Below are 15,950 nucleotides of genomic sequence, written 5' to 3'. Positions count from 1 at the left end.
TACCTGAGAAACAAATAAACAAACCCACGCCATACGTGAGCATTGCCTATTCTTGTTTCTCTTAAAATTACCAGTTTTACCAAGACAAGAAAGCTAATGCTTTATATTTTTTTTCGTTAAAATCTGCCACTAAGATATAAATATTTTTTCAACCATCAGTGAGGGAAACCGTAAAATGGTATTGTGATCAATAAAATGTCTCATGCACGTAGAGACATGAAGAAACCCCGTAAAAACATTTGTAATGGGGAAATATCAGAAAATATAAAATGCTCAGAATTGAGGAAATATAAAAATTCGGATGATAAATGTTTATTACTATTTCTTGCGTGTGCATTAGATGGGGGAATATTCAATTATGATTTTTATTTCCTATACGTGCGAAGCGTTAGGGATAAACTTGGTTGAGGTATCAATTTTAGATCATTTTAAATAATTTTCGAAAACCTAAAATTTTAAACAACTTAAAAACAAAATATTACCGTAAAATGAATTACGGTAATATTGAAAATGAATGATTAGTTGAGATTATAAATGCATTTAAAGATAAATAATTATTTTTTGAAATATAACTATGTTTAACGGGTTATATACCCTTTAATAATCTTTTTTGTTTAGATGAGCCAATGATAGATAGGATTAAATGAGAGTTTTGAAATGTCTATATTCCATTTAGTCTCATTTAGATTATTTAATAACAAGGCTTCTGTCATTAAGCAACGGATCTGCTGAATTTTCTACCGTTTAAAGAAAATGGCTTCAAACCAAAAATGAGGCAAAATGCCCACAAAGCCCTATATTTAATTGATTTTTAATGGTTTAATTTATAATTAACTATTTGATTACAATTATTTCTGAACTAAATCCTCTATAAATAAATATTTTATCAAAATTTGTTTCAATATTATTAGTAATATTTATCTCACTGAAATAACTAAAAAAATCCATTGCTTCAGAAATAAGTAACCAATTTTTATCACACTGTTTAAAATCTAAAAGACTTTTATGTTTTTTCTCTAGAATGTCTGTTAACATTTTATCAGTAAATTCAGGCACTTCCCCAATATTAATTTCAAAGCAATACGATTTATTCATATTATCAACTCTTTTCATTGTAATACTTGAAATACTATTGGGTAAATTTCGAAACCCGATTTTAATTATTAACTCTTGTGTTTCATTGTCATAATTACTTATTTCATTTCCAAAATTTTCAATTTTTTTCTCTTGTAGTGGTAATAAATCAGAAAATTCTTCAACACATATTCGTTTTATTTCATTGATAATAGATTGACGAAATTTTAATTTTATTGGATAATTATTATCTATTTCAATATCTAAAATAAAAGTAAATTTAAATTCATTTTCAATACTTCTTAAAACATCATTATTAAAATTCACAAAGGAAACTGAGTGGGATTTAAGTTTACTACTGTAAATACTTTCTGTTATTTCTATACCGATAATTTCTCCATTTTCTGTAGTATAAATTACATCTGGTTTGTCCTTGAAGTCAGCATTACCTGCTGGTAAATCCTTATAAGACTCGGCAAATTTTTTAAAAATATATTCTTCTTCTTCTCGTTGTTTATCAGAGTTTGTCATAGTTCCATATATAGTTTTTTGAGATTATTATTAATGAAGATTTTAATCCTCAATTTTATATTTTTCCTTCAGTACATAATTAGCCGGATGCAATGATAATTTTGAAATATCAATATCCCATAAAGGATCACTTTCATTGACCACCATCAAATTTCTGTCTGATAAATCAAATTTTTCCACAAAACAACAATAGAGCAGTTTACTCATTACAACCCGAACATATTTTCCTTCATTACTTAATGTACATGATAGAGAATACGTTTTTTCACTGTTAATAATAAGTCTTTGGGATAATATTTTTTCCTGTAAAAACATAATTCGTCCCTTTGAAATCCAACCACTTAACCGTTTTACCCTACCTTTATTAGATATGACAAATCGAGATTCAAAACCAGAAATTGGAACTGGAACCCAGTACTCCTCAAGAATATCTTTAACTGACAAATTAAAACAAGGAGGTGGATTCTTTTTATCAATTTTGGGCTTACCAAGCTTCTCCCAAAGATATCTATTAAGTAAACCATTTGAGATATCTGAAGTTTTGACCATATAAAAATCCTCTTTTTTTGGCGGATTATCACGCAAAAACCATCGAAATGTTCCTGACGTTAAGTTGTTTTTATTTATAACGTCCATAATACTTTCGCAAGCAATACCCAATTTTTTTTCCACTGCATACATACTTTCAAAACTAGCAATAAATTCCCCGTCTACAGTATATTGACTAACAGGCTTCATGTAATCAACATGCACGTTTCTTGATCGATCTTTGCGAAAGGTAGCAAGACGTTTCTCTGTGACTGAAACTTTCTCTAAATTACTGCTATGCTTATTAAATACGTTATTATCTTTATAACAAATCATAAATGATCGATCCTCGGTATCAAACTTTTCAACAAAATGATAATATACCAAACGAGCAACAGATCTTGTATATTTAACTCCTTCCAAAGATAACCCACAGTGAACATTATAAACATACTCTTTAAGATATTTATTATACTGTCTGGTAAAAAGCAACTTACGGATTCTTTCGGAAACCCAATGTTCTATTCCTAATGATATATGAGAAAGGCGACTTAAACTCTTTACCCTTCCGTAATTGGATATTTCATAATTCTCAAAACCTTCAATCGGCTTCCATTGTTCTTCAGGAAGGTTTTCTAAGGAATAATTATAGAGAACTTCTTTTACATATAGGTCTTCTAATTCTGGAGGCAGTTTCATATATCGAAAATTTCTTATCAGTACACATTACCATTTATTGATGGAAAATAAAAATAGTGAAAAAGAAAAAATTATGCTCTATAAATAACACAATTTTTAGAATGTTTAAAACTTCAATATATCTTGGTTGTTTAGTTTATTATATGGCATAGGTGAAAATACACGAATAAAAAGATCTTAATTTTTTATTTTCTACATGCGTGAAGAGATAGGGATAAATTCGGTTGAGGTATTATTTTTAGGTTATTTTATGATTTATAGTGAACCTAAATTATTAAGGAACTTTGGAACAAAAAAATTACCGAAGACCATAGAGTCCTCAGTAATTATTCATACTAAAGTTAGTTGGAAATAAATCCATTTCAAAGATAAACAGAACTTTAGTTTTTGCAAGGTAAATCATCATTGTATGGTAATTAAAATATTTATTCCAGTAGTTTTTCAGCCATAAAACGGTAGTTAAACTGTAATAAATGGTAGTTTTCTAGTAGTTATTTTAAACGCGATTCTAGCCACTTTCTTTTTATAAACAAGGGTTTGGGTGATTTTTATATTTTAAATCAAAAATAACGCCCCATTCGCAAAATTTAGAGATATTTTAAGCTTTTTCTTAGGTTCTAAGATAATCTTGTGCGGTTCTTTCATCGGTATGGATCATTTATAAAGTCGTGTCCCGTAGTTTTCCCATTGATTTACAACGACTGTTTTCTTAATGTTTTCTCTACATGATTTTAAATTCTCAGTGATTAGGACTGTTTTTTTGTGTGTAAGAAAAACAATCTTGAAAAAATAACTTTTTCTGAGTAAGAAAACTTGGCTGTTTTTAATTTTACTGAACTTTACCGAATTTCAAGTAAAGTTCCAGAAGCTTTATCAAAGTTTCACTTGTGAAGTTTTTTTTGTGGTTCAGTTTGCGGTTCACAGTGAGCCACATTTTGTTATTTTCCTGCGTGAGTATGGACTCTAAAAACACAGGTGTGCTTAGATAGATATTCTGTCAACTTTTTCAACCTTTCTCAATGCAAATTTGATTCTTTTTGCATACGTTGTATTTTGAAAAAAAACTGCTCCCTTTAGCGTGTTCGGTTCGTTCGGTTTTGTTCTGGAAAATGGTTCCTTATACCGTGTCCGATTCGTCCGATTTCATGCAAAAGAAAATAGAAAAAGTACTGGGATAATCTGGTTTTTTCTTAGGTTTTTGGGTTCTTATTTTCAGCATTTAAAACTTAACAAAACTTAACATGTTTGAGTGGAAAAAACAGGTCTTGGAGTGAGTAATTTCTCTATACGCCATAAAAGACATATCTTTTATTTTCATACACATAGAGACTGTTAAAAAACCTTGTTTAACAGTTATTCTATAAGAGATATTTTCGCCCGTCATTTTTGATATTCAGTGTTTTTTAACCTTTTCAATGTCAGGTTTTGACAGGTTCTGACACTAACGATTACTAACATATATTTTTAGTGTTCAAATTTGGGAAGGAACCCTTTTCAGGCAGTGAAGCTACATAAGTTCTGACCGATTAACCTTTTTTTTACCTCATCTATTGCGTTATCAATTTTTAATAAAGCAAATAAGCAATTACAAAACGACCTTTTAAATGGGCTTTAAATATATTTTAAACAGTCTTTAAATGAGTCTCCAATGAATTTAAATATTCTTTAAACAAAACTATATTTTAATTAATAATATCGCAATCCGATTTTTTGCAATTTTCAACATCTTTTTCTTCTTTATCCTTTTAGAGTTATCCTTTCTTTTTCAATCATTATTTATAGAATTAATTAGAAAAAAAGGTGCACTTTCCACACTTAACGGGGTAGAGGTATTTTCTCGGTTTTTAAAAACGCCCTATTCATCATAGTTTTGTTCGTGGAAACTGCACCATTCAAAAGTTTAAAAATTTTGTCTAAAATCTGCACTTTTAATTGATGGTGCAGGTTGTTTCTGTTTTGTGATTTATTGTAGTATTTTTTCACTTCTCTTGAATATGCATTTCGATAATCATTTTGCGTTTTTCTTATCCAAAATTCAATTTCTTTTGCTTCAAGCAGGTATTTCTTTTCTTCAAGAGTTAAACCCTCCAAATCAGGCTCTATGTTAACGATAAGCAATTGCTCCCATTCTTTCAATAGATTTTGCCCTAATACTCCGTAGACCTCATCACTAAATAAGTCTTTTGCAGAGTAAATACCATATTTCCTGATATTCTTTGCTTCCTTGCTTCGGACTTCAAAACGGAATGTATTTTGGCTGATCTTATATTCAGGATTATTTATAAATTGTAAGCCCTTTGCATAAGCTTTTATCTGCTTATGAGTGGTGGCATCGGTGATTTTATAGTATGAAAAATCCTTAGATGTGATAAACTGAGTTTTCCTGTTATAGAATAAAATTCCTGTGATGAGGTTTTTTATATCTATTGGAGAAATTATGTTCACTCCGAATTCAAGATTAATTAACTGTAATTCCTGATACTCTGTTTCCTGAATCTCTAAAATAGAAAAGATTTCTTGTAGGGCTTGTTTTGAGTGCTGAGGTGAAAAATCATTTCCATTATGCTTGTAATCGTTGAAATGATAATGAGGGGAAACAAATATATCTAGATAGGTGAACTCGTTTTCTGCAAGATTTTTGGACGATTTTCGGAATTCCAATTTGAGTTTACTAAATAATTGGTGTTCAAAAAAATAAATATAATGTGCTTTTCTGTGCACCTGCTTAAAATCCGCCCTCATGAAAAGGCGGTTTAAGATAAACTGGTTAAATGTCCGGAATTTTAAGAAATCGACCATTGCAGAGAAAAAGCATAAGGCTAAATTAGAAGTACAGGTATTGATTAAATATGATAGTGCGGTAAGCTTACTGTTTTGCTTTCCAATCTTTAAAAACAGCATTAATAAGTTCGTAGGGATAAACATTCTGACCATCGGTATAAGACGGATGAGGTACTTTTTTAGGTGGCATACTGTACTTCTCTTTGTGAGTTTTGGTACAGAGTTTTCCGAGTTGCTGACGATCTGTTTTTGAAAGTTCTGAAAATAGATTATTAACCCTTAAATATCGGTCTATTGCCCAATCGTCAATGTAATTGATCTGTTTACTTTCTAAAATGCTCAGTCGTTTGTAAAGCTCCTGTATCTGCTGAGGTGTAGCAATAGCTCTAAATTCTTTTTCAGCTTCGATAAAATAGGTTCTGATTTGCCTGCCTTTTTCAGATCGCTGAACCATTGCAATAGATTTGGCACAATCTAATGATAAAACATATTCTTTGCTTAGCCTGCCCCTTTCTCTTTTGATATTCAAATTTGAACTGCAGTCAGTTTCTGTGATCTTTGACGTTAATTTGTTTTCGGTCAAAAATGACCAAAAATCCAACCCTTCGATAAATCCGTAGTTAAGCATCCTTTTGATCCAGTGGTTAAACTGACTTTTAGGTTCCAAGAATTTATATAGGTCTGTTGCAGAAACAGTCTGTAGACCATTTTCTGTGGTTAAAATTTTGATGATTTCCATAATGATAATCTTTAATAATTCAAATAATACTACTGAAATTGTTGTTTAAGAGGTTAGGGCTAAAGTTTGTTCTGGGTAATAAATTCTTCGATTTCGTTTCTTTTGAAATAGATACGGTTTCCCAATCCGTAGGCAATTAAAATTCCTTCCTTTCTCCAACGGTGCAGGGTGCTGAGGTCAATATGAAGCAGTTTACATACTTCATTGCGGGTAAGGTAGATTGTAGGCTCTTTAGGCTGAAATTCTTTACAAAGTTCAGCCTTAAGTTCAGGAATAATTTCCTTTTTAATGTCTTGGATAAGTTCGGAAGGTGTGGTTCCGATGAATTGAATTGTTGTCATAAAATAGGTGTTAAAATTTTATGCAACGAAAGTGAGTTCAGAAAAAATTCGGAAAAAATTTATTTTTCCGAACTCACTTTGAGAATAACTTCTTTCATTCCGAAACGAATGAGCAATAAATCCAGTTCCTCCTTATCCTGCTTGTTTTTGATAGGAAATTTCAGTGCTTTTGTATCACTGGTAAATTGATTGCTTTGATTTCTTGCAGTAATGGGTTCTTTGGTGATAAGTTCAAAAAAACTTGCCAGCTGGTTATCGGTAACCCGTGGGAATTTATCTCTTAAAAACTGTAGTATTCCCGTATGATGAAGCAGAGCAATATTTTTTGTTTTGCTTGTTTTAAACTCTGAAATATCAATTTCATTTTCAAAGATTTTATCCGGAGATACTTCTTTGATCTTTTGAACGATCATGCGCTGAAATTCATAGAGTGGAAAGAACTCATAAGGAAATAAGAGTTTTTCAAGATCCGGACAAATAATGTCTTTTTTATTGTTTTTAGATTCAGCCTTTGTGTTAACCTCATCATCAGCCTGCTCAATAGCTTCTGTATGAGTTTTAATTGTTTTAGTTTCTTCTTTTGGTGATTGTGTTAATAAGAGAAATTTCGGATCAATATCTATACGGGGAATAGGGAGGTTTTTATTTTGCCGTTCTTGAATTGCCTGTATAACTTCATCGGTGGTAAATTCAGCTTCTTTGGCTTCTCTTTCGATAAAAATATAGAATTCCAAATCTTTAAGCAAAGAATGTAATAAATCGGAATGATAGTTATCCGTAATATCTTTTAATATTTTGGTTCTTTCAAAATACCCCACATCATAATACCTGATTGAATTAAAAATATCCTGAATATCTATATCAATGCTTTTGTGTTGCTGAGTTTGCTTTGAAAAATTATCATTCTGTGAGCGTAATAAAATATTTTTTTCAATTTCAATCTGTTCGGTCAGATAGTTCACAATTTCATAGTATTTATCTGCCTTTTGGTAAAACGCCCCATCTTTAACCGACCATTCTTTTTTTAAGGTGAATAGGCTTTTTATTTTTTCATATAAAATTTTGGTTTCTTTCGATGAATGTTTTCCCAGATCAATGCATTCATTTAAAATCTCAGGGAACTGAATAAAATCATCATCACTGTACTGCATAGGGTTGAAGTCGTTCAGCAGATCATTTTTCAAAATATGATAGCTTTGATAAGGTAATAAATCGTCCAGATCATCAATTAGAGTAAGAATTTTAAAAATTGTCGTATCGTCTTTGTCATGTAAAGCTCTGCACTCATCAATGTGGTTATTATACCTTTTTTTAAGCATGGAAAGGTATTGAAGCATATTACATTCACTCTGAATAGAAAAGTCGATAAAGTAATTTTCCTTGAAGTCTTCTATATTTTCATAAATGATTGTTTTCATAACCTGTGATTTTGGAAGGCTAATGTAAAAAGCAAATGCGACAAAGTATGTCGCATTATTTTTATTCAGATTGAATAATAAAATTTTAGTTTTCGGAGGCCATAAAAGGAAGGTTAGAAAGTCGATTTTTTTTGTCAATAAATAAAATTACAATAAGACAATGTGTTTTTATATATTTGCTTTATAGTTAATGGTTATCACCTTGACTCAGCTAAAGAAGAAAGGAGTAATTTTTTATTACTCCTTTCTTGTGTCAATTATTTTACTCAATGTCAAAATCATGTGCCAGAACTTAGATTAAAGTTACAATATTTTTTGCTCCAGATCTTTAATTTCCTTGAAGGTTTTTGCCGTATTCATCGCATGATCTGATGAATTCTTACCTATATAAGATAAAAACATTGTTTCTGTACTATGTCCCGTAATTGCCATAATCTGTGGAGTAGTAAACCTTTTATCACCATAAAAGTTAGTAGCAAAACTTCTTCTGCAAATGTGACTACTTACCAGATTGTATTTCTCAGTTTCCTTAATTTCATTTCGTTTTAATTCTTCATTAAATACTTTCCCTTTAACCAAATTATTAATTTTTGCTAATTTACATACCTTTTTCATGTAGTAGTTAAAAAGAGCTGTATTTGACTTAGCATTTTTATTACTAAAAATTGGAGGAAAATCATCATTATATTTCTTTAATATCTCCTCAACCTCATCATGAATAGGAATGGTTACATGTTTTTCAGTTTTGATTTGAATTAACTCTATAAATCTAAAACTATTACCGTCTAAATCAGTTTTGATAAAAATTTTTGATTTATTCATATCCAGCAGATCTACAACACGTTGTCCTGTATAACATCCTATAATAAGCCAGTCTCTTGCATAACTCAAATCTTTTCCTATAATCAATAAATTTTTCACTTGTTCAATTTCCTGAAAAGTTAAAAAGATCTTTATAGCTGGAATATTATCTATACTAAAACTATTTATCTGATGATGAATGACCTTTCCATTATCCCTTGCATCCAAAAGTATAGTTTTAAGGTTTCTTAAAGTTCTTTGTGCCGTAGATTCCATAAGTTTACCTTTTTCAATGAGCCACTTATTAAACTCAAACATTATCCTTTTGTCTACTTCCAAGAATGTATATGTCTTTTTTTGAGACTTTTGAAAATCTGAAAACTTTTTTTTTAAATCTATATACTGATAATCTGTACCCACTTTTGTTTTAGCAAATTTTCTAAACTCATTATATTGGGTCATATAATTAATAACAATATTATCATTTGCCTGTATATCTACTCTATCAAAGAAGATATTTACTTTATTTTTCAGCCAGAATGAATCAAATATCACTCCTGTTGATAAGTCATTATTAAATTGTTTTAAAATAAAATTCTTTAAGTCGTTCAGTTGTGACGCTAAATTTTTATTGTCTGGATTATTTTGTTTAGGTAAAGAAGTCTTTTCGCTCCAATCAGAAAAATTTATGATAAGCCCTGTAGAATTTCGCATTTTTAGACTTTTGGACACAGAAAGTTGTATTTGGATAATACTGTCTTTTGTTTTGGAACGAAGATAATATTTAACAGTAGCCATATTTGCTATTTTTAATAACAAATATATTCATTTGATATATTGTGTCAAAATATGTGTCAATATTTTTACACTTAAATAAAATCTAATAAAATAAAATGCAATTTAGAAATTAGAAAAAATCTTTATAAAATGATAGTAATCAAACATTAATTCTATATTTCATTATAAAAAGAATATCATATAAATTTTATTTTTGTAATACGTATCATAGTACAAAGATATGACAAAACCGCTTAATAGAGAAAAGACTGTTTCTATTACAACGATATTAAAATATTTTTTTCACAGGTTTTCAAAAGTGATATCTATTACTTCCTGAAAATTAATTGATCTGTTTCAAAACCTAATTGATTCAAATAGTCCAGTCCATCTTGAACTGCTATTGGATTAACTCCTGACCATCCATTTTTTAATCCAAGTAAAATAAATTGTCTGATGTACTTCGGCTCATTCATATTAACCTCATCTTCAGAATTTGTTATTTTATTTATCAATTTAATTCCTGATTTTAAAGGCTGTCCAACAATATAATGTTCAACCGTTACAAACTCAATAATCAAAGGAGTCAATTTCTGGCCACTTAGAAAAATTTTCAATGTTAAAGTATTGGTTTCTGTTTCAGAATGAAATTGATCCGTAACCGAATACAGATATTCATTATTATCGATGACTATCTTTCTTAATTTGTTTTTCATTACATTATCAATCAGTTGCTATCTTATCTTTTTTTCAAATCTACTAATGACTTTATACTCCTTATTTTTAATAACAATCTCATACTCTCCTTTATCCAGGATTAGGAAACGGTCGTCTTTGGAAGTATTCAATTCGATGATATCAGCAGGAATTCCTTTCTGCTCAAATTCTCCATTTCTATAAGCCAACACCAAAACCGGATATACAGGAATTTCAGAAGACGGAATCTTATATAATTTTCTACTTTTCGTCAACATCCAATCTGGTCTTCCTTTGAGATACTTTGTAACAGGATGAACAATTTTAATATCTGTATACAGAATTTTATCTTCACCATTATAGATCATCTGATTTTCATCTTTTAAAATAACCGGAAAAGTATTGTTTACGATTCTGAGAAGCGGTTCATTATATTTAGGATTACTTTTCTCTGAAAACTGAGTCTGATCAATAGTAAATGGATTGATGCCTGTTAAATCTGAAAGTCTTCCAGCCATTGTTTTTTCCCATGATTTATGAATTCCTTCGTAAGCATGTTGATAGCCGCAATAGATAATATATTTTCCTTCTTTATTTTTCTCCATATAATCGGAGATATTTTTTGCTTCGCCAATTTCTCTTTCTTTATTGTTTCCTTCTGCTTCGTATGGAAAAAGTTTAAATCCTATTTTCAGCGCATTATAAATAAAGTTACCGAATTCCGGTTCCTGAGAATAATATCCACTGTTGAGGGAAGCAAATTTTGTTGTATTTAAAGAATCACTTGCTAATGTTTCAAGTCCAAGATATCTGTACCCTTTATCATATAATCCCTGTAGCAATGAAGAGGCAAAGGCTCTGTGACTAGCGTTGTGATGGGCTTCATTAATAATGATAACCTGCTCATTACCGGCTTTTTCCAAAATATAATCTTTTGCATTGACAGGGATTAATTTTGTCAATTTCAAACTATCTGCCTCACTTAGTTTTTTTACTTTTCCGAAAGTCAGATCCCAGCTTTCCAGTGCCGATTTATATTGTCCATTTATTGAATAGTAGGTAGCACTCATCTGGCTTTTCCAAGATTGACTTTGGGCAGGATCCTCCATCTTCTTTTTAATATCATCAGAAAACCAATAAGGGTTTTCCTGACTATAGCCTGCCATACTGATAAACAGCAAAGCCAGTGAACAAAAGAGTTTCATGTTATTTAGTTTTTAATTGAATATTGTATAGTTAAAATAAAAACCAAAGCTCTATTCCATACTCTGATTTTAATTATTTACCTGTTTAAAAAAAATTCTCCAACCAGTCACTCTCAAGACGTTTGATCTTCTTGGTTTCCGGATCAAACAGGATCCAAAGTGTACTTGAATCTACTACAAGCTCATCATTGCAGTAAAATTCCACTTTTCTAGGTTGTTTAGCTCCTTCAGGAGTCATGGGATAGGTTCTTACTGTGATGGTATCATTCAGATAAACCTGTTTTTTATATCGAATGTGGTGATCCAGAAGCATCCAGGCATCATTTACATATTCGGTCTGATGCTTTAAAAGATCCCAGTGTTCTGCAGCCACTTCTTCCACCCAGTGTACATATTGTACATTATTCACATGATTGTTCTGATCAATATGTTCTTCCGTTACCTGGATCTGTTTTTCGTACATTAAATTCATTCTCCTGAAAGTTTACTCAAATTTATCATTTTAAAACAGAACTACCTTAGTCCTGCGGAAACAATTTATCTGGTTCAGATATAAAAAAAACGGAATCAGATGTTCTCTGATTCCGTCTATAATATTGGGTATATTGAAATTCTTATTTAGATTTTCCAGCTGGTTTAGCGGTTGTAGCTGTAGCTCCTAATTTGCTTTTCACAATAGCAGTGATATCTTCACTTCCATCAGTATAAAGCAGGTTATTAGATTCCTGTGTTGCTGTATCAAATACGAAGTTCAGACTTCTTTCTTTCGCCACAGCATAAATAGCATCTCTTACTTTCTTCTGTAGTGGGCTAAGCAATTCATTTTGTTTAGCAGAGATATCTTTAGCAGCCTGTGCTCTTGTTTCCTCTATTTTCTTACCTAATGTCTGTAATTCTGTTTGTGCTGCAATCAGTTCTTTAGTTACAGCTTCTTTGTTAGCTTCGCTTAAAGTTTTTTCTTTATCCTGAGCAGTTTTTAACTTGGTCTGATAATCATTAATCAGCTTCTCTATTTCAGTCTGCTTGCTCTTAGTCAGATTATCAATAGTAGCTCCTATAGTTTTTACTTCAGATAAACTTGCAAAAACCTCCTCTGTGTTTACACTTCCAACTTTCTGTTGAGCATTTGCGATATTTGCAGTAAGTGTTAATCCTAATGTAATAAAAAGTACTTTAATTAAATTCATTTTTAATAATATTTTTTCAATCCCCAAATATAATTCAAATTTCAATTACTTATGATGTGATATTTATTCTTTATTATTTTGAAGTTTAAATGAATTAAAAACAGCTTTAAACAAAGAAAAACCTCCTCATAAAAGAGAAGGTTTAACATCAAAAAAATATGGAAAAAATGACTAATGGAATTGTGCAGTTTCTGTAGAATCCTTCATCGCTACGGTAGCTGAAGAGCCGTTGGTAACAACATTCTGTACTTCATCAAAATACCCTGTTCCTACAAAAGACTGATGTTTCACTGCCCGGAATCCTTTCTGCTGCAATGCAAATTCGCGCTCTTGCAGTTCAGAATATCCAGCCATTCCTCTTTCTTTATAAGCTAAAGCCAGTTCAAACATAGCGGTATTCAAAGCATGGAAACCAGCCAAAGTAATAAACTGGAATTTATATCCCATTTTAGCCAGCTCTTCTCTGAAAGTAGACATTTCCTCTACACTCAGCCTTGCCGCCCAGTTGAATGATGGAGAACAGTTATAAGCCAGCATTTTCCCAGGGAATTTCGCATGAATTCCTTCTGCAAATCTTCTCGCCTGCTCCAGATCAGGATTTGAGGTTTCCATCCAGATCAGATCTGCATATGGTGCATAAGATAAACCCCTGTCGATCCCCTGTTCTACTCCGTTTCTTACCACATAAAATCCTTCAGAAGTTCTTTCTCCCGTCACAAATTTTTTATCCCGGTCATCAATATCAGAAGTCAGTAAATCTGCTGCATCCGCATCCGTTCTTGCAATAATAAGACTCGGAACTCCCAGTACATCGGCAGCCAGACGGGCAGCAATCAGTTTATTCACAGCTTCCTGAGTAGGCACTAATACTTTTCCACCTAAGTGTCCGCATTTTTTTGCAGAAGAAAGCTGATCCTCAAAATGTACGGCAGCTGCTCCCGCCTCGATCATCTGCTTCATCAGTTCAAAAGCATTCAGATTTCCTCCGAAACCAGCTTCTGCATCTGCAATGATAGGTACCAGATATTCTTTATTTCCAGTTCCGCTCACAGACTGTACCTGATCTGCTCTCAATAAGGCATTATTTATTTTTTTCACTACAGAAGGCACGGAATTGGCAGGGTACAATGACTGGTCCGGATACATTTCTCCTGATAAGTTAGCATCTGCTGCTACCTGCCATCCTGAAAGGTAAATAGCCTCCAGCCCGGCATCTACTTCCTGCACTGCCTGATTACCAGTCAGTGCACCAAGTCCTGCCACATAATCCTGAGTATTCAGCTTATCCCAGAATTTTTTAGACATTTCTGAAGCAATGGTATAATCTATGGTATAAGATCCGCGAAGTTTTAAAACTTCTTCCGCTGTATACGGTCTCTTCACACCTTTCCAGCGTGGATTTGTCAGCCAGTCCTGCTCTATAGCCTGGATTTGTTCTTGTCTTGTTTTCATAATATTTGGATTTTGTTTGATTAGATAATTTTGTTGCTAGATGCTTGTTATTTGATGATTTGGTTTTCAACCAGCAACCAATATTTTCACTAAATAAAAGGATATGCTTTAAGGGTCAGAAATTCTTCAAAGTTTTCACAAAAAATCAACTCATTGAAAAGTTCTTTTGCAAGGTTGAATTTTCCGTTTTTGAAGCGGGTTTCCCCTACATACTTTTCAATACGATCCATTTCTTCTTTTTCCCACTGCAGCACCATAGTTCGGGTTAATGTTCTGTCGTCACTCAATACAGCTTCATTTTTCAGCCATTGCCAGATCTGTGTTCTTGAAATTTCTGCAGTAGCCGCATCTTCCATCAGGTTATAAATGGCAGCAGCACCGGTTCCCATCAGCCAGCTTTCAAGGTAAAGAATACCTACATTGATATTTTTTCGGACCCCTTTTTCGGTAATATCTCCTTTTGGGATTTCAAGCAGCTGATTTTCTGTTATATGATATTCAAATTTTTTATCGATCTGATTTTTGGAAGGCATATGTTGGTCAAAAATTTCTTTTGCCACTGTTACCAATGCAGGATGAGCTACCCATGTTCCGTCATGACCATTTTTCACTTCCCTTTCTTTATCATTTCTCACTTTTTCAAAAGCAGTAGTATTGGCTTCATCATCATCCTTTACAGGAATCTGAGCTGCCATTCCACCGATAGCATGTACATTTCTTTTATGACAGATTTCGATCACTCTTTTCGAATACGCACTCATAAAAGGAGAAGTCATGGTTACCTGATCTCGGTCCGGAACAATAAACTCAGGAAGGTTTCTGAATTTTTTAATGTAAGAGAAAATATAATCCCATCTTCCGCAGTTCAGACCTGCGCTGTGTTCTTTTAATTCAAATAAAATCTCATCAATCTGAAATGATGCAGTAATAGTTTCTATTAAAACAGTAGCTTTAATGGTTCCTTCCGGAATCCCAAGATAGTGTTGTGCAAAAACAAAAACTTCATTCCACCAGCGGGCTTCTTTATAATGTTCCAGTTTTGGAAGATAAAAATAAGGACCACTCCCCTTTTCCAAAAGTTGTTTTGCATTTCTGAAAAAATAAATTCCAAAATCAGTCAGCGAACCGGAAGCTTTCTCTCCATTGATTTCAATATGCTTCTCAGGAAGATGAAGACCGCGTGGACGCACCTGTAAAACAGCCGTTTTTTCATTAAGGGTATAAGCTTTTCCTTTTTCGTTGACAAAATCAATAGTCCGGTTAATCGCATCAGAAAGATTAATCTGTCCCTGAATACAGTTTTCCCACACCGGCGAGCTGCTGTCTTCAAAATCAGCCATAAAAGTAGACGCACCGGAATTCAGAGCATTGATAATCATCTTGCGGTCAACAGGCCCGGTAATTTCTACCCTTCTGTCCAGCAAATCGTCAGGAAGCGGAGCACATACCCAGTTTCCATTCCGGATACCAGCTGTTTCTTTTAAAAATTCCGGAAGATTTCCTTTATCAAAATTCTTTTGTGTTTCTTTTCTTTCTTTTAAAAGATCAAGTCTTTTATGATTGAAGTTCTGATGAAGCGAAATCAGAAAATCGGCCAAATCAGGAGTAAATATTTCCTCAAACTGCTTCTGTGACTTTATTTCTAATTGAGTCTTGGTTTCCATAACATATTGATTTTGTGATTTGATGTTACAAACATAAATAAAAATTTTCACAAATAG

13 protein-coding genes are annotated in these 15,950 nt (G+C 32.1%); all 13 read right to left on the bottom strand.

Annotation, left to right across the window (positions count from 1 at the left end; all coding sequences use genetic code 11):
- Nucleotides 1-834: 834 nt before the first annotated feature.
- Nucleotides 835-1,605, bottom strand: coding sequence for a hypothetical protein (locus LKL37_RS12395; protein ID WP_431610885.1), 771 nt, complete (start codon nucleotides 1,603-1,605; stop codon nucleotides 835-837).
- A 42-nt stretch (nucleotides 1,606-1,647) separates the two neighbouring features.
- Nucleotides 1,648-2,832, bottom strand: coding sequence for an NUMOD4 domain-containing protein (locus tag LKL37_RS12390; RefSeq protein ID WP_431610884.1), 1,185 nt, complete (start codon nucleotides 2,830-2,832; stop codon nucleotides 1,648-1,650).
- A 1,815-nt stretch (nucleotides 2,833-4,647) separates the two neighbouring features.
- Entirely contained in the window at nucleotides 4,648-5,493 is an 846-nt protein-coding gene (locus LKL37_RS12385; RefSeq protein WP_431610883.1) for a hypothetical protein, read from the bottom strand.
- 205 nt (nucleotides 5,494-5,698) lie between these two features.
- Complete coding sequence (locus LKL37_RS12380) at nucleotides 5,699-6,352, bottom strand: antA/AntB antirepressor family protein (protein WP_431610882.1); 654 nt, start codon at nucleotides 6,350-6,352, stop codon at nucleotides 5,699-5,701.
- A 59-nt stretch (nucleotides 6,353-6,411) separates the two neighbouring features.
- The gene (locus tag LKL37_RS12375) at nucleotides 6,412-6,693 is read right to left on the bottom strand and encodes a helix-turn-helix domain-containing protein (protein ID WP_431610881.1); all 282 of its coding nucleotides are present in this window, start codon (nucleotides 6,691-6,693) and stop codon (nucleotides 6,412-6,414) included.
- 59 nt (nucleotides 6,694-6,752) lie between these two features.
- Complete coding sequence (locus tag LKL37_RS12370; protein WP_431610880.1) at nucleotides 6,753-8,111, bottom strand: hypothetical protein; 1,359 nt, start codon at nucleotides 8,109-8,111, stop codon at nucleotides 6,753-6,755.
- A gap of 303 nt (nucleotides 8,112-8,414) precedes the next feature.
- The gene (locus LKL37_RS12365; protein ID WP_431610879.1) at nucleotides 8,415-9,710 is read right to left on the bottom strand and encodes a tyrosine-type recombinase/integrase; all 1,296 of its coding nucleotides are present in this window, start codon (nucleotides 9,708-9,710) and stop codon (nucleotides 8,415-8,417) included.
- A 308-nt stretch (nucleotides 9,711-10,018) separates the two neighbouring features.
- Nucleotides 10,019-10,405, bottom strand: a complete 387-nt coding sequence (locus LKL37_RS12360; RefSeq protein WP_431610878.1) for a hypothetical protein — start codon at nucleotides 10,403-10,405, stop codon at nucleotides 10,019-10,021.
- A gap of 18 nt (nucleotides 10,406-10,423) precedes the next feature.
- Nucleotides 10,424-11,590 (bottom strand): hypothetical protein, encoded by a 1,167-nt coding sequence (locus tag LKL37_RS12355; RefSeq protein ID WP_431610877.1) that lies wholly within the window; start codon nucleotides 11,588-11,590, stop codon nucleotides 10,424-10,426.
- Between the two features lie 85 nt (nucleotides 11,591-11,675).
- Complete coding sequence (locus LKL37_RS12350) at nucleotides 11,676-12,062, bottom strand: acyl-CoA thioesterase (RefSeq protein WP_431610876.1); 387 nt, start codon at nucleotides 12,060-12,062, stop codon at nucleotides 11,676-11,678.
- A 142-nt stretch (nucleotides 12,063-12,204) separates the two neighbouring features.
- Nucleotides 12,205-12,777, bottom strand: coding sequence for an OmpH family outer membrane protein (locus LKL37_RS12345; RefSeq protein ID WP_431610875.1), 573 nt, complete (start codon nucleotides 12,775-12,777; stop codon nucleotides 12,205-12,207).
- A 171-nt stretch (nucleotides 12,778-12,948) separates the two neighbouring features.
- Complete coding sequence (gene aceA, locus LKL37_RS12340; RefSeq protein WP_431610874.1) at nucleotides 12,949-14,229, bottom strand: isocitrate lyase; 1,281 nt, start codon at nucleotides 14,227-14,229, stop codon at nucleotides 12,949-12,951.
- Between the two features lie 89 nt (nucleotides 14,230-14,318).
- On the bottom strand, nucleotides 14,319-15,893 hold the full coding sequence (gene aceB / locus LKL37_RS12335; protein ID WP_431610873.1) for a malate synthase A: 1,575 nt from the start codon (nucleotides 15,891-15,893) through the stop codon (nucleotides 14,319-14,321).
- Between the last annotated feature and the right edge of the window lie 57 nt (nucleotides 15,894-15,950).

The organism is Chryseobacterium sp. 'Rf worker isolate 10', from assembly GCF_050753305.1.
Lineage (GTDB): Bacteria > Bacteroidota > Bacteroidia > Flavobacteriales > Weeksellaceae > Chryseobacterium.
Note: the sequence above shows the minus strand (reverse complement) of the source record. Positions and strands in the feature narration are given on the sequence as shown.

What these genes read in the sequence shown, in the direction of transcription:
- LKL37_RS12395 (WP_431610885.1), bottom strand. Translation starts at nt 1,605, where the DNA reads ATGACAAACTCTGATAAACAACGAGAAGAAGAAGAATATATTTTTAAA.
- LKL37_RS12390 (WP_431610884.1), bottom strand. Translation starts at nt 2,832, where the DNA reads ATGAAACTGCCTCCAGAATTAGAAGACCTATATGTAAAAGAAGTTCTC.
- LKL37_RS12380 (WP_431610882.1), bottom strand. Translation starts at nt 6,352, where the DNA reads ATGGAAATCATCAAAATTTTAACCACAGAAAATGGTCTACAGACTGTT.
- LKL37_RS12375 (WP_431610881.1), bottom strand. Translation starts at nt 6,693, where the DNA reads ATGACAACAATTCAATTCATCGGAACCACACCTTCCGAACTTATCCAA.
- LKL37_RS12370 (WP_431610880.1), bottom strand. Translation starts at nt 8,111, where the DNA reads ATGAAAACAATCATTTATGAAAATATAGAAGACTTCAAGGAAAATTAC.
- LKL37_RS12365 (WP_431610879.1), bottom strand. Translation starts at nt 9,710, where the DNA reads ATGGCTACTGTTAAATATTATCTTCGTTCCAAAACAAAAGACAGTATT.
- LKL37_RS12360 (WP_431610878.1), bottom strand. Translation starts at nt 10,405, where the DNA reads ATGAAAAACAAATTAAGAAAGATAGTCATCGATAATAATGAATATCTG.
- LKL37_RS12355 (WP_431610877.1), bottom strand. Translation starts at nt 11,590, where the DNA reads ATGAAACTCTTTTGTTCACTGGCTTTGCTGTTTATCAGTATGGCAGGC.
- LKL37_RS12350 (WP_431610876.1), bottom strand. Translation starts at nt 12,062, where the DNA reads ATGAATTTAATGTACGAAAAACAGATCCAGGTAACGGAAGAACATATT.
- LKL37_RS12345 (WP_431610875.1), bottom strand. Translation starts at nt 12,777, where the DNA reads ATGAATTTAATTAAAGTACTTTTTATTACATTAGGATTAACACTTACT.
- aceA (WP_431610874.1), bottom strand. Translation starts at nt 14,229, where the DNA reads ATGAAAACAAGACAAGAACAAATCCAGGCTATAGAGCAGGACTGGCTG.
- aceB (WP_431610873.1), bottom strand. Translation starts at nt 15,893, where the DNA reads ATGGAAACCAAGACTCAATTAGAAATAAAGTCACAGAAGCAGTTTGAG.